Source organism: Streptomyces sp. NPDC002730 (genome assembly GCF_042888805.1).
Classification (GTDB): Bacteria; Actinomycetota; Actinomycetes; order Streptomycetales; family Streptomycetaceae; genus Streptomyces.
The window spans coordinates 392,620-406,885 of the sequence record NZ_JBIAQG010000010.1; the positions used below are offsets into that span (position 1 = coordinate 392,620).

The following is a 14,266-nucleotide window of genomic DNA, read 5'->3' on the forward strand; positions in this document are numbered from 1 at the left end:
CCCCCTCGAACCACCCGAAAGGACAATGGAGTTGAGCTGAACCGTCCGCCTGGGTGATACGTCATTAACCAGTAAGAAGAGCTGCCGCGAAATCCCTGCGGAATGACGCCCGTGGGGCAACACTGGGAGCGACCGACAGATACGGGGGGCGGCCATGAACACCTCATCAAGCCGCAGGACACTCACTACAACGCAGCGAGAGAACCCACCCATGTGCCAGCACCAGCCACTCTGCCCTACATCCGACTCAGCCGACCGGGAAGCAGCCCGTCTCGTGGCACACCACCCGGAACAGGGCTGGAGCCTGCTGTGCAACGGCGTCCTGCTCTTCGAGGACACCGGTGAGCTGCTGCCGGACGGGCAGATCATCGCTCCGCACCGGGCGCGGGAGACCGGGCAGGTGATGACGGCCGCCTGAGGCGCCGTCGGTACGACAAGGGGGCCGGCCGGAGACTTCTCCGTACCGGCCCCGATGCATGTGCTCCGCGCGTCAGTTGTCGTACTCGTCCAGCGGCGGGCAGGAGCAGACGAGGTTACGGTCGCCGAACGCACCGTCGATCCTGCGCACCGGCGGCCAGTACTTGTCCGCGGCGCTCACCCCGGCCGGGAAGACGGCCTCGTCCCGGCTGTAGGCGTGCTCCCACTCCCCGCCGAGCGCGGCCGCCGTGTGCGGGGCGTTGCGCAGCGGGTTGTCCTCCGCGGGCCACTCGCCCGAGGCGACCTTCTCGATCTCGCCGCGGATCGCGATCATCGTGTCGCAGAAGCGGTCGATCTCGTTCAGGTCCTCGCTCTCGGTGGGCTCGATCATCAGCGTGCCGGCCACCGGGAAGGACATCGTCGGCGCGTGGAAGCCGTAGTCGATCAGGCGCTTGGCGATGTCGTCGACGCTGACGCCGGTCGCCTTCGACAGCGGCCGCAGGTCCACGATGCACTCGTGCGCAACCAGTCCGGCCGGGCCCGTGTAGAGCACCGGGTAGTGCGGCTCCAGGCGCTTGGCGATGTAGTTGGCCGCGAGCACGGCGACCTGTGTCGCGCGCTTGAGGCCCTCGCCACCCATCAGACGTACGTACGCCCAGGAGATCGGCAGGATCCCTGCCGAGCCCCACGGGGCGGCCGAGATCGGTCCTACGCCGGTCTCCGGTCCCGCGGTCGGCTGGAGCGGGTGGTTCGGGAGGTACGGGGCGAGGTGCGCCCGTACACCGACCGGGCCGACGCCCGGACCGCCGCCGCCGTGCGGGATGCAGAAGGTCTTGTGCAGATTGAGGTGCGAGACGTCGCCGCCGAACTTGCCCGGCTTGGCGAGGCCCACCAGCGCGTTGAGGTTGGCGCCGTCGACGTACACCTGGCCGCCGGCGTCGTGCACCTGCGCGCAGATGTCGGCGACGTGCTCCTCGAACACACCGTGCGTGGACGGGTAGGTGATCATCAGCACGGACAGCTCGTCGCGGTACTGCTCGATCTTGGCGCGGAGGTCCTCGATGTCCACCTCGCCGTCGTCGGCGGTCTTCACCACGACGACCTTCATGCCCGCCATCACGGCGCTGGCGGCGTTGGTGCCGTGCGCGGAGGACGGGATGAGGCAGATGGTGCGCTGGGTGTCGCCGTTGGCACGGTGGTACGCGCGTACGGCGAGCAGGCCCGCGAGCTCGCCCTGCGAACCGGCGTTGGGCTGGATGGACACCGCGTCGTACCCGGTGACCTCGGCGAGGCGCTCCTCCAGCTCGCGGATGAGCGTGAGGTAGCCGGCGGCCTGCTCGACCGGCGCGAAGGGGTGCATCTGCGCGAACTCCGGCCAGGTCACCGGCTCCATCTCGGTGGTCGCGTTCAGCTTCATGGTGCAGGAGCCGAGCGGGATCATGCCGCGGTCCAGCGCGTAGTCACGGTCGGCGAGCCTGCGCAGGTAGCGCAGCATCGCGGTCTCGGAACGGTGCTGGTGGAAGACGGGGTGCGTGAGGTAGTCGTCGGTCCGCAGCAGAGCCTGGGGCAACGTTTCCGCAGTGGTCGCGTCGAGCGCCTCGATGTCGCCCTCGACGCCGAAGGCGGACCAGACGGCGGACAACTGCGCACGTCCGGTGGTCTCGTCGCAGGAGATGGAGACCTGGTCACCGTCGACGAGGTGGAGGTTGACCCCGCCCTCGCGTGCGGCGGCGACGACCTCGGCGGCCTTGCCCGGCACCCGGACGGTCACCGTGTCGAAGTAGGAACCGTGCACGACCTCCACACCGCCGGCCTGCAGTCCCGCCTCGAGCAGCGCCGCATAGCGGTGGGTGCGCTGTGCGATCGACCGCAGGCCCTCCGGGCCGTGGTAGACCGCGTACATCCCCGCCATGACGGCGAGCAGCACCTGGGCGGTGCAGATGTTGCTGGTGGCCTTCTCCCGGCGGATGTGCTGCTCACGGGTCTGCAGCGCGAGCCGGTAGGCCTTGTTGCCGTCCGCGTCCAGGGAGACGCCGACGAGTCGGCCCGGCAGGCTGCGGGCGAACTTGTCGCGTACGGCCATGTAGCCGGCGTGCGGACCGCCGAAGCCCATCGGGACACCGAAGCGCTGAGTGGTGCCGACGGCGATGTCGGCGCCCAGCTCGCCGGGCGAGGTGAGCAGGGTCAGCGCCAGCAGATCGGCGGCGACGGTGACGATCGCACCGAGCTCGTGCGCCTGCTCGACGACGGGCTTGATGTCCCGAACGGCACCGGAGGCGCCCGGGTACTGCAGCAGCACGCCGAAGACGCCGCGCTCGGCGATCTCGGCCGGGATGCCCTCGCTCAGATCCGCGGTGACGACCTCGACGCCGGTCGGCTCGGCGCGGGTCTGGATCACCGCGAGGGTCTGCGGCAGGGCGTCGGCGTCGACCAGGAAGACGCCGTCCTTGACCTTGCCGACCCGGCGGGCGAGCGACATGGCCTCGGCGGCGGCGGTGCCCTCGTCGAGCAGCGAAGCGCCGGAGGTGGGCAGGCCGGTCAGATCGGCCACCATCGTCTGGAAGTTCAGCAGAGCCTCGAGCCGGCCCTGCGAGATCTCCGGCTGGTACGGCGTGTACGCGGTGTACCAGGCCGGGTTCTCCATGACATTGCGCAGGATGACCGGCGGCGTGAAGGTGCCGTAGTACCCGAGGCCGATCATCGGCGCCAGCACCTGATTGCGGTCGGCGAGGGTGCGCAGCTCGGCGAGAACGTCGGCTTCGGTGCGAGCGCCCGGGAGGTTCAGCGCCTCGGCGCTCTTGATCACATCGGGCACCGCGGCAGCGGTCAGCTCGTCGAGCGAGCCGTAGCCCACCTGCGCGAGCATCTTGGCCTGGGCCTCGACATCGGGCCCGATGTGGCGCTGCTCGAAGGGGGTGCCTCGCTCCAACTGGGAGAGCGGAATGCGGTTGGCGGTCATTTAGGAGGCCTCCTGGTCAGACACGACCTACGAGGGGCACCACGGCGCGGATGCCCGGACGGCCTCCCCCTCTGTCATCTCAACCTGAGAGCTTCACCGGCGCGCACAAGGCATGCCGACTTTCACCGTCGGTGAGAGCGGATGCCGTCCGACGCCCGCCCTGCTTTCCAGAGTGACCTCGTCCGTGCGGTACAGGGGCCTGAGAGATTCCGGGGAGGATTTGCTCCTTCGGCGCCACCGGTACTTTCACCGGAGGACTCTCCCGCACGGGGTCAGCAGCCGTTTGCCAGCGTACCAGCGCGCCCCCTCGCCGATCGCTCGAGTGGCCGATACCACCGATGTGCACTTTTGTAGTATTTAAACAGCAGTTGCGACCTATTGGAGGGACCGTGCAGACCGATATCGATCCGCGCAGCCTGATCGGCCGCAAGGCGTTCGACCGCAATGGCACCAAGATCGGGACTGTGGACGAGGTGTATCTGGACGATGCGACAGGGGCGCCCGAGTGGGCGGCTGTGCGCACGGGCCTCTTCAGCCGGGACGCCTTCGTCCCGCTAGAGCCCAGCAAGGTCGTCGACGACACCCTGCACATCCCGTACGAGCGCGCGCTGATCAAGGATGCCCCCGACTTCGGCGTCGGCCGCCATCTCTCCCCCGAGCAGGAGCTCCAGCTCTACCACCACTACGGACTCGAACTCTCCGAGCCTCCCGAGACGCCCGCTGCCTCCTCCGACCCCTCGGCCCCCTCCGCCCCGTCCACCCCCTCCAACGGGGAGTCCGGCTCCCGCCGCCGCCCCGGCTCCCGCCCCGACCGGGACTTCGGCCGACTGGCGGGCCGGGACGACTGACCGGCGGCGTCCGCTGCCGGTGGCAGCGCCACCAGCGGCAGCGGATCGCCCGGCCCCAGATCCGGGTCGTCCACCATGAACGTGCGCACCCGCCCCGGCCGCCGCGACCCCGGCTCCTCGAACCGCACCGTGACCCTCCCCACCCCGCTGCCCTGCACCCACCCCGCCCCGTACACGGCATGCCGTACGTCGTGCCCGGCCAGCCAGCGGCGCTCGGCGGGCGCCTCCGACTCCACACCCGCTGCGCCGGCCGCTTCGTCGGCCTCGTGCGACTCCGGATTGCCGTCCGCATCCGCGGCCTCGGCCCGCTCACCGGCGGCAGCCTGGGCGAACAGATCCTCCTGCGTGTAGTCCGCGAGCCCGGTCACGCCCACCCCCAGCAGCCGCACCCCGCCCGTGGTGTCCACGGCCTCCAGCAGCCGCCCGGCGGCCTCCCGCACCACCCCGGGGTCGTCCGTCGGTCCGCGCAGCGTCTCCGAGCGCGTCAGCGTCGAAAAGTCGTACCGCCGCACCTTCAGCACGATGGTCCGCCCCGAGTGCCCGGACGACCGCAGCCGCTGCACACACCGCTCGGCGAGCCGCTCCACCTCGATCCGCACCCGCACCCGGTCGTGCAGATCCACATCGAAGGTGTCCTCCACCGATACCGACTTCGCGTCCCGCTCTGCCACCACCGGCCGGTCGTCGTGCCCCACGGCCATCCGGAACAGCGAGGCTCCGTGCGCCTTGCCCAGCAGCCGTACGAGCTCGTCCTCGCCCGCCTCCGCCAGATCGGCCACGGTCGTCATTCCGGCCCGCCGCAGATGCTCCCCGGTCGTCGGCCCCACCCCGGGCAGCGTCCGCACGGACATCGGCCCGAGCAGCTCTCGCTCCGTGCCGGGCTCTATGAGCATCAGACCGTCGGGTTTTGCCTGCTCGGAGGCGATTTTGGCGAGCATCTTGGAGCCCGCCAGCCCGACCGAACCGGTGAGCCCTGTGACCGCTCGGATATCGGCGCGCAGTCGCTCACCGGTCCTCCTGGCCGACTCCGAGTCGTCGGCGGAGCCGCCCGCCTCCAGGTCCACAAAGGCTTCGTCCAGGCTCAGCGGCTCCACCAGCGGCGAGAGTCTGCCCAGCAGCTCCATCACCTGTTCGCTGACGGTCCGGTAGAGGGAGAAGCGCGGCACGAGATACGCGGCGTTCGGCGCCAGCCGCCTGGCCTGCGCCATCGGCATCGCCGAGTGCACACCGAAGCGTCTGGCCTCGTACGAGGCGGTGGCGACGACTCCGCGCGGCCCGAGCCCGCCGACCACCACGGGCTTCCCGCGCAGACTCGGCTTCGCCGCCTGTTCGGCGGCGGCGAAGAAGGCATCCATGTCCAGATGCAGAATCGTCGGCGCGGTTCTCACATCTCCGATGCTGCCCTACGCCACTGACAACGGGGTGTTCAGACGGCCCGGTCGCGCCTGCGCCTGGCCAGCTCATCGCCGGGATTGTTCCCTACCAGGGTCTCGCCGGTGTCGACCCGCTCGCCGTGCAGCTGCGAGAGCGCGGCCTCGACATCCCGCCACACCACGCCCACAGCGATCCCGAAGACCCCCTGGCCGCCCTGGAGCAGATCGACCACCTCGTCGGGCGAGGAGCATTCGTAGACCGTCGCGCCGTCGCTCATGAGCGTCATACGTTCGAGATCCGTGAAGCCGCGGGCTCTCAGATGCTGCACCGCGGCACGAATGTTCTGCAGCGCGACGCCGGTGTCCAGGAAACGCTTGACGATCTTGAGGACGACCACATCGCGGAAGCTGTAGAGCCGCTGGGTTCCGGAGCCGTACGCCGAGCGCACACTCGGCTCGACCAGGCCGGTACGCGCCCAGTAGTCGAGCTGCCGATAGGTGATGCCCGCCGCCGCACACGCGGTGGGCCCGCGGTAGCCGATCGTCTCCGTAGAGAGGTCGGCCGCACTGTCGTGAAGCGGATACGGCCCGCCCGCCGCCGTACCGTCGCCGCTGCTTCTCACGCCGACCTCCGTCCTTGACCTGCCATCTCGACGGTAGGCAGTCGCCAGGGATGCGTCAACGATCGCCACACTCGGCACGCCGAGTGATAATCACCCTGAGAGTGGTTTCCCGTGCCCCCATTCGGGGAAAGGCTACTCGAATCTGCCAACGGAGCCCGGATCGGCGGTCACTGACTGTTGGTGCCGAAGTCCTCCGGCGAGATCTGATCGAGGAACTCGCGGAACTTCTCCACCTCATCCTCCTGCTCGTCCGGGATGGCGATTCCCGCGTCGTCGAGCACCCCGTCACTGCCGTAGATCGGCGTACCGGTGCGCAGGGCCAGCGCTATGGCGTCGGACGGTCTGGCGCTCACCTCGACTCCGCTGGCGAAGACCAGCTCCGCGTAGAAGACCCCTTCACGCAGGTCAGTGATGCGGACCTCGGTGAGCTCCTGGCCCACCGCCTCCAGCACATCCTTGAAGAGGTCATGGGTCAGCGGCCTGGCTGGAGCCATGCCCTGCTGGGCAAAGGCAATGGCGGTCGCCTCCCCGGGACCGATCCAAATGGGGAGGTACCGGTCGCCTCCCACTTCACGCAGGAGCACGATCGGTTGGTTCGAGGGCATTTCGACCCGGACACCCACAACGTCGAGCTCGTTCACACAGCAACCCTAGGACGTGCCCGACCGGTTTGGGTAGTCGGGCTCCCCCATGATCAGTGAAGCCGTACTCCGAGTGCCGTCTGCACCAGGGCCGCATGGAGCCGTACGGAGAGGGCCGCAAGCTCTTTCGTGGTCGCCTCGGCATGGGCTCTGGTCTGCGGATTACGGTGCCGCCGCAAAGGTGCCACCACCTGTTCGACGAGCCCGGCCTCACGCTCGGCAGCGGCTTTCATGGCACGCAGATGCCGCGGCTCGAGTCCGAATCTCCCCAGATCCGCGACAAGCCTGGCCACGGTCACCGACTCGGCGTCGTAGGCGCCGTCCTCGTCCGGCGCGAGAAGGCCGTACGACTCCCACTCGGCCACCTCCTCCTCGCTCACCTCGGCGGAGGCGAGAAGTTCAGCCCGACCCACCCGGGCAGCGGTCGGTCGCCCGGAATCGGAATCGGAACCCCAGGCGCCGTCGAGCAGTTCCCGCTGCTCGCCCTGCGCGGGCAGCTGCACCTGCTCACCGCGCCCCAGGGCGTCCAGATGCTCCCGGATGACCTTCAGCGGAAGATAGTGGTCACGCTGCATCCGCAGCACCTGCGACAGCCGCTCCACGTCCTCAGGGCTGAACTTGCGATACCCGGACGGCGTCCGCCGCGGCTCGACCAGCCCTTCGGCCTCCAGAAAGCGGATCTTGGAGATCGTGACTTCGGGAAACTCGTCGCGCAGCTGGCTGAGCACCGTACCGATACTCATCAGCCGGTTGCCCGCGGTGGCGGTGCCGTGACCGGCACCGCCCGTCGGTGTTCGCAGCATGTACCTTCCCTGACGGGTCACACGCCCCGCTGGCTTGCGTAAAAGACCAGCCGGTACTTGCCGATCTGGACCTCGTCGCCGTTCGACAGCAGGACCGAGTCGATCCGCTCCCGGTTGACGTACGTCCCGTTCAGACTGCCGACGTCGCCGACGCTGAAGCGGCCGTCCGGACCCCTGCGGAACTCCACATGACGCCGCGAGACAGTCACGTCGTCGAGGAAGATGTCGCTCTGCGGGTGGCGGCCGGCCGTGGTCAGCTCACCGTCCAGCAGGAAGCGGCTGCCGGAGTTCGGCCCGCGGCGCACCACGAGGAGCGCCGAGCCGAGCGGCAGCGCGTCGACGGCCGCCTGGGCCTCGGGCGAGAGTGAAGGAACAGCGGTCTGCCCCGTCACCTCGGCGTCGTAGGCCTCGATGCCGGAAATGGAGATCGTCGAGGTCGTCTCCGAGGCGCGCTCCGCCGGCGCTCCGCCCCGCAGCGGCGCACCGCAGTTGGAGCAGAACCGACTGGCCTCGGCATTGCGGTGCCCACACCTCGTACAAACCAAGGCCGACATGGACGGATCCTCCTGCCGCGGCTGCCCCGCGTGGGGATTGGTCGCATACGGGTCGGAGGCAAACCCTCCACCCGTACTTGAGGTTGATGGTTCCCCGAAACCTATGCGGCCGGGACCGGCAGGGTCAACAGATGACGCGCCCTGACCGCCCGAAATGTCACCGCCCGGACCAGCGACCTCATCCCGGAAGAGCGGTCGCTCCGCGCCCTGCTCCTCACTCTGGCCATGGCGCGGCGCGCGGTGCCGGGCGTTGCCGCCGTCCTCGCGTGCGCTCTTGCCGAACAACTTCCCAAACAACTTCACGGGCGATTCCCCTTGACCCAAATAGACCCGCCCGTGGGGCAGGACGAACCCTGAATGATCACACCTGCCGACCCGGACATCCTCACAACGTCCGTAACCACCAGACAGTTTCCACCACGCGCCACGCTTGTTATGTGCCGACCCCCCGAACCCTCATGCCCTCGTCCGCCGGACCTCATGCGCCGCCGCCTCACCGCGATGACGACCGAGCGTAGTGAGGCCGCTTCGCGGGCCGCACCGCATCCACAACGATCTTCTCCGACCGCGTCACCGTGGCCGTGGCCTGCTCCTTCTCCAGCGTCTGCACCACACCGCCCGGGATGTTCAGGGCGGGCTCCAGGTCCTGCGGCTTGCCGATGACCTTGAAGGTGTACGGCGCGGTGATCGGCTTGCCGTCCACCTCGATATGGCCGCCGGTGCCGGTGAAGTGTGTGTCCGCGACGACCCTGATGTTGTTGACCTGGATCGCTTCCGCACCCGCGGCGCGCAGCTCCTGGATCGTGTCGAGCAGCATGTCCGACTCGACGGTGCCGGACGGGTCCTCGATGGTCAGCGTGATGCCCGGTCCCTGCGCCGCGACCGTGCCGGCCAGAATGCCCAGCTGCTGTTCCTTCTGCAGGGTCTGCTTGCGCGCCTCTTCGGCCTGGTCCGAGCTGTTCTCCAGCTCGGTGCGCTGGTCCTCCAGTCGCTGCTTCTCGTCCTCGAGCCGCTGGGTGCGGTTGTCGAGCTCGTCGAGGATGCGCACCAGGTCCTCCTGGCGGGCGCCACGCAGCGCGCTGTTGTCGCTGTTCGAACGGACCTGGATGGCGAGCCCAAGGCCGAGGACGAACAGCAGCAAAGCGACAATGAGTTGAGCACGCGTGACCCGGGGCGGCCACAACACCGCCACGAGCCGCTGCCGGCCGGTCAGCTGCTCGGGCTCCTCGGCAGGCGGCGCCACCGCCTCCGGCTCCTCGCCCTTCGGGTTCTCTTCGCTGTTCATCGGCCTCACGCCCGGAAGACATGCCGGCGGATCGCGGCAGCGTTGGAGAAGATCCGGATACCGAGCACCACCACCACACCCGTGGACAGCTGGGCACCGACGCCCAACTTGTCGCCCAGGAACACGATCAGCGCGGCCACCACCACGTTCGACAGGAAGGAGACGACGAAGACCTTGTCGACGAAGATGCCGTCGAGCATGGCCCGCAGGCCACCGAATACCGCGTCGAGAGCCGCGACGACGGCGATCGGCAGATAGGGCTCGACCACCGCCGGAACTTCGGGTCGGACCAACAGTCCGACCACGACTCCCACGACGAGGCCCAGTACGGCGATCACGATGTGCCCTTCCCTGTGTCAGCCGTGCCCTGCCCGTTGCCCTTCCCGGCGTCGGCGGTCTTCGGCTCTGCTGTACGTACGATCAAGCTCGGCGCCGCCGGCAGACGCAGCTTTTCCTCGTTGGAAATGCTCGTGCGGATACCGAAGTTTTCCTGCAACGCGTGCAGATACTGTCCGTCGGCACTGTCCTGGAAGGCGGTGCTCAGCTTCTTCCCGTCCCCCACCGCAAGCACCGTGTACGGCGGCACCAGCGGTTTGTTGTCGACCAGTATGGCGTCGCCCGCCGCACGGATCGCAGACAGGGCCGTCAGCCGCTGCCCGTTGATGGCGACGGCTTCCGCACCGGACTCCCACAGGCCGTTGACGATCCGCTGCATATCACGGTCCCGCACCCGGCCCGTGTCATTGAAGCCGCTGCTCTCCCGCGGTCCGTCGCCGCCCTGCTGGGTGTCCTTCGCATCGTCGACGACGAGCTTCACGCCCGGCCCCTCGACCTCAGTGGCACCGGAGAGCAGCGCGACAAGTTCACCCTGGCCCCCGCCCCCGGTCTTGAGCGCCTTCCGCTGCCGGTCCCCCACCTGGTCACGGAGCTTGTCGACACTGCGCTCGAGCTCGTCCGCCGTGGTGGTCTCCGCATCGATACGGCTGATGAGCTCCTCGCGTTCCTTCGCCACGACCGGTGCAGATATCCGCGCCTGCGCGGCTCCGACGGTGACGACCACAGCCGCCAGCACGAGGCCGGCGGCGAGACCGAGCTTCGCGCGCAGCGTACGGGGCAGTCCGCCGCCTTCCTCCGCCCGGCGGGCCGTCGCCTCCGCGTATCCGTCGTCGAGGCTGTGCTCCATCACGTTGGTCAGCAGCGACATGGACGCATCGGGACGCGGAGGTGGAGAGCCGGTGCTCCGAACGGGGGGCTGCTGCGACATGCCGCACATCGTCGCACGTCGCAGCTGCTACCGCCGAATGGCCCCACCGGTGTGCCGGAAGCCGTCCACAGACAACTTCCGACACACCAGCCCCACGTTAGAGACCCGCGCTGTCCACGACAGTGGACCACTCGTCGAGCAGCGCCTGCGCCGAGGCGTCGTCCGGGCCCTCGGCCCACAAATGAGTGACGGCCTCCGCGGGGTCGGGAAGCACCATGACCCAGCGGCCATCGGGCTCGACGACCCGCACCCCGTCGGTCGTATCGACGTCCCGGTCGCCGGCCGCCTCGACGACGCGTCGCATCACCAGCCCCTTGACCGCCCACGGCGTCGCAAGATCGCGCCGCAGCACATGCGCCCGCGGAATCCGGGCATCGATCTGGCTCAGCGTGAGCTGTGTACGAGCCACCAGGCCGACCAGCCGTACGAAGGCCGCGAAGCCGTCGAAGACACTGCTGAACTCCGGAACGATGAAGCCACCGCGGCCGTCTCCGCCGAAGATGGTGGTCTCTTCCCGGCACACACGCGTCAGATCGTCGGGCGATGTGGTCGTCCACTCCACCTGTGTGCCGTGGTAGGCCGCCACCTGCTCGGCGATCCTGGTGGTCGTCACCGGCAGAGCCACCCGCCCGCTGCGCCGTTCCGCCGCGACCAGGTCGAGCAGCACCAGCAGCGCCCGATCGTCCTCGACGATCTTTCCGCGTTCGTCGACGAGGGACAGACGCTCGCCGACGGGGTCGAAGCGCACTCCGAAGGCTGCCCGTGCGGAAGCCACGATCTCGCCCAACCGCACCAGCCCGGACCGGCGGGTGTCCGCCGTTTCGGTGGGCCGGGACTCGTCGAGCCCGGGGTTGATCGTCAGGGCGTCCACGCCGAGCCGTCCGAGCAGGTTGGGCAGCACAAGTCCGGCGCTGCCGTTGGACGCGTCAATAACGACCTTGAGCCCCGATTCGGCGATGCCCGAGGTGTCGACATTGCGCAGCAGTGAGCCGGTGTACGAGTCGAAGACGCTGGACGGGAAGTGCAGATCCCCGATCTCGCCCGGAAATGCACGCCGGTACTCCTGGCGCGCGTACACGCGGTCCAGCTTCCGCTGCCCGGCCTGTGAGAGGTCCGCCCCGCGCTCGTCGATGAACATGATGTCCACGGAGTCCGGCACACCCGGCGAGGTACGGATCATGATGCCGCCGGCGCTGCCGCGCGCGGTCTGCTGTCGCGCGACCGGCAGTGGCACGTTCTCCAGATCTCGTACGTCGATGGCACTGGTCTGCAGCGCCGAGATCACGGCCCGCTTCAGCGCGCGGGCACCTCGGGAGTGGTCACGCGCCGTGGTGACCGTCGCCCCCTTCTTGAGGGTGGTGGCGTATGCACCTGCCAGCCGCACCGCCAGCTCGGGGGTGATTTCCACATTGAGGATTCCGGTGACGCCACGAGCGCCGAAGAGATGCGCCTGACCTCGCGACTCCCAGATGACCGAGGTGTTGACGAACGCGCCCGCCTCGATGGTCTTGAACGGGTAGACCCGCACATTGCCCTGGATGATCGATTCTTCGCCCACGAGGCACTCATCACCGATCACGGCGCCGTCCTCGATGCGTGCGGCACGCATGATGTCGGTGTTCTTGCCGATCACGCAGCCCCGAAGGTTGCAATGCTCCCCGATGTACACGTTGTCGTGGATCACGGCCCGATGGAGAAAGGCGCCACTCTTGACGACCACGTTGGACCCGACCACCGTGTGCTCGCGGATCTCCGCTTCGGCTTCGACCTTGGCGTAGTCACCGATGTACAGCGGACCGCGCAGCACGGCGTCCGGGTGTACTTCCGCGCCTTCCGCGACCCAGACGCCCGGCGAGATCTCGAACCCGTCGATCTCCACATCGACCTTGCCCTCGAGGACATCGGCCTGTGCCTTTACATAGCTTTCGTGTGTGCCCACGTCCTCCCAGTAGCCCTCGGCGATATAGCCGTAGATCGGCTTGCCTTCCTTCATGAGCTGCGGGAACACATCGCCGGACCAGTCCACGGAAACATCGGCCTCGACGTAGTCGAATACCTCGGGCTCCATGACGTAGATGCCCGTATTGACGGTGTCCGAGAAAACCTGTCCCCAGGTCGGCTTCTCCAGAAAGCGCTCGACCTTTCCCCCTTCGTCCACGATGGTGATACCGAATTCCAGGGGGTTCGGCACCCGGGTCAGACACACCGTGACCAGTCCGCCCTTCTCCTTGTGGAAGGAGATCAGGTCGGTGAGGTCGAAGTCGGTCAGCGCATCACCGGAGATGACGAGGAACGTATCGTCCTTCAGCGCCTCCTCGGCGTTCTTCACGCTCCCCGCAGTGCCGAGTGGCTTCTCCTCATTGGCATAGGTGAGCTCCATCCCGAGCTCTTCACCGTCGCCGAAGTAGTTCTTGACGAGTGAGGCGAGAAACTGCACGGTTACGACGGTCTCATTGAGCCCATGCCGCTTGAGCAACCGCAGCACATGCTCCATGATCGGCCGATTGACCACTGGCAGGAGCGGCTTGGGCATACTCGAGGTCATAGGGCGAAGTCGAGTTCCTTCGCCACCGGCCATCACGACGGCCTTCATGTCGGAAGCGTCCTCCTTGAAGAGACGACGGTCTAGCCGACTTCACCCGTCCAAATAGGCGCTTCTGGCGTCATGCGCGGCCGGCAACACTGCACGGCACCGCATCGACGAGGTCAATCGGCCACTGCATCCGCCTTGACGAGGCGGCGGACCTGGACCACATACAGGATCCCTGCCCACCAATACAGAGTTGTACCCCATCCCGCGAACGCCCATCCGAAAATAGCAGCCAGTGACGCAAGCCACCCGTTGTCGTCGCTGAGGAGCAGCAACGGGAAGGCGTACATCAGGTTGAAGGTAGCTGCTTTGCCCAGGAAGTTCACCTGGGGAGGCGGATAGCCGTGCCGGCGGAGGATACCCACCATCACGAGCAGCATCAGTTCCCGCGCCACTAGGGCCGCGGTGAGCCAGATGGGCAGGATCTCCCGCCAGGTCAGCCCGACGAGGGTGGAGAGGATGTAGAGACGGTCAGCGGCCGGATCCAGAATCCGACCGAGGGTGCTGATCTGGTTCCATCGGCGGGCAAGCTTGCCGTCGAGATAGTCGCTGACGCCACTGAGCATCAGCACCAGCAATGCCCAGCCATCACTCTTGGGACCCCCGAACTCGGGGCGAAGAATCAGCCACAGGAAGAGAGGCACGCCAAGGAGACGCGCCATGCTGAGGATGTTGGGGATGGTGAGTACCCGGTCCGTCTGAACGCGGGTCTCCTGGACCTCCACCCGGGGGCCTCCTGTGCGGAATGTGCCAACGATGCCCCCTGACCCTACCCTCAGCCACGGGCCTGCTCGTACACAGGGGTGGGACCGCTGTCCTGAACGCAGAAAAGCCCCGCACCATGACGGTGCGGGGCTTTCCCACAATGATTGTTCGGCGGCGTCCTACTCTCCCACAGGGTCCCCCCTG

At 68.0% G+C, this 14,266-nt stretch carries 12 protein-coding genes, 1 pseudogene and 1 riboswitch; of the genes and pseudogenes, 2 read left to right on the top strand and 11 right to left on the bottom strand.

From position 1 onward, the window contains the following. Positions 1–211 precede the first annotated feature (211 nt). Positions 212–418, top strand: coding sequence for a DUF5999 family protein (locus ACFYXH_RS26555; RefSeq protein WP_326648482.1), 207 nt, complete (start codon positions 212–214; stop codon positions 416–418). A gap of 72 nt (positions 419–490) precedes the next feature. On the opposite strand, the gene gcvP is transcribed toward ACFYXH_RS26555, so the two are convergent. Further along, the gene (gcvP, locus tag ACFYXH_RS26560) at positions 491–3,376 is read right to left on the bottom strand and encodes an aminomethyl-transferring glycine dehydrogenase (protein ID WP_389567679.1); all 2,886 of its coding nucleotides are present in this window, start codon (positions 3,374–3,376) and stop codon (positions 491–493) included. 177 nt (positions 3,377–3,553) lie between these two features. Beyond that, positions 3,554–3,651: riboswitch (glycine riboswitch) on the bottom strand. Between the two features lie 63 nt (positions 3,652–3,714). On the opposite strand from gcvP, the pseudogene ACFYXH_RS26565 reads away from it, so the two are divergent. Continuing rightward, a pseudogene (locus tag ACFYXH_RS26565) lies at positions 3,715–3,915 on the top strand (PRC-barrel domain-containing protein); the annotation flags it as partial. Positions 3,916–4,058: 143 nt separating this feature from the next. On the opposite strand, the gene ACFYXH_RS26570 reads toward ACFYXH_RS26565, so the two are convergent. The 10 genes from ACFYXH_RS26570 to ACFYXH_RS26615 form a co-directional block, all read right to left on the bottom strand. After that, the gene (locus ACFYXH_RS26570) at positions 4,059–5,612 is read right to left on the bottom strand and encodes a DNA polymerase IV (protein WP_389567681.1); all 1,554 of its coding nucleotides are present in this window, start codon (positions 5,610–5,612) and stop codon (positions 4,059–4,061) included. Positions 5,613–5,650: 38 nt separating this feature from the next. After that, positions 5,651–6,220 (bottom strand): MerR family transcriptional regulator, encoded by a 570-nt coding sequence (locus ACFYXH_RS26575; RefSeq protein WP_389567684.1) that lies wholly within the window; start codon positions 6,218–6,220, stop codon positions 5,651–5,653. Positions 6,221–6,387: 167 nt separating this feature from the next. Further along, on the bottom strand, positions 6,388–6,861 hold the full coding sequence (locus ACFYXH_RS26580; protein WP_006123076.1) for a bifunctional nuclease family protein: 474 nt from the start codon (positions 6,859–6,861) through the stop codon (positions 6,388–6,390). A 53-nt stretch (positions 6,862–6,914) separates the two neighbouring features. Beyond that, positions 6,915–7,664 (bottom strand): MerR family transcriptional regulator, encoded by a 750-nt coding sequence (locus ACFYXH_RS26585; RefSeq protein ID WP_389567686.1) that lies wholly within the window; start codon positions 7,662–7,664, stop codon positions 6,915–6,917. A 17-nt stretch (positions 7,665–7,681) separates the two neighbouring features. Further along, the gene (locus ACFYXH_RS26590) at positions 7,682–8,629 is read right to left on the bottom strand and encodes an FHA domain-containing protein (RefSeq protein ID WP_385311520.1); all 948 of its coding nucleotides are present in this window, start codon (positions 8,627–8,629) and stop codon (positions 7,682–7,684) included. An 82-nt stretch (positions 8,630–8,711) separates the two neighbouring features. Continuing rightward, a complete protein-coding gene (locus ACFYXH_RS26595; protein WP_389567689.1) occupies positions 8,712–9,503 on the bottom strand; it encodes a DUF881 domain-containing protein in 792 nt (263 codons plus the stop codon). A gap of 5 nt (positions 9,504–9,508) precedes the next feature. Continuing rightward, positions 9,509–9,841, bottom strand: coding sequence for a small basic family protein (locus ACFYXH_RS26600; RefSeq protein ID WP_003970459.1), 333 nt, complete (start codon positions 9,839–9,841; stop codon positions 9,509–9,511). After that, entirely contained in the window at positions 9,838–10,767 is a 930-nt protein-coding gene (locus ACFYXH_RS26605; RefSeq protein WP_389567691.1) for a DUF881 domain-containing protein, read from the bottom strand. The genes ACFYXH_RS26600 and ACFYXH_RS26605 overlap by 4 nt, the downstream gene beginning before the upstream one ends. A 97-nt stretch (positions 10,768–10,864) precedes the next feature. Next, entirely contained in the window at positions 10,865–13,360 is a 2,496-nt protein-coding gene (locus ACFYXH_RS26610) for a sugar phosphate nucleotidyltransferase (RefSeq protein WP_389567694.1), read from the bottom strand. Positions 13,361–13,473: 113 nt separating this feature from the next. Further along, positions 13,474–14,082: a CDP-alcohol phosphatidyltransferase family protein gene (locus ACFYXH_RS26615; protein ID WP_389567696.1), complete on the bottom strand. Its 609-nt coding sequence runs from the start codon at positions 14,080–14,082 to the stop codon at positions 13,474–13,476. Positions 14,083–14,266: the final 184 nt, after the last annotated feature.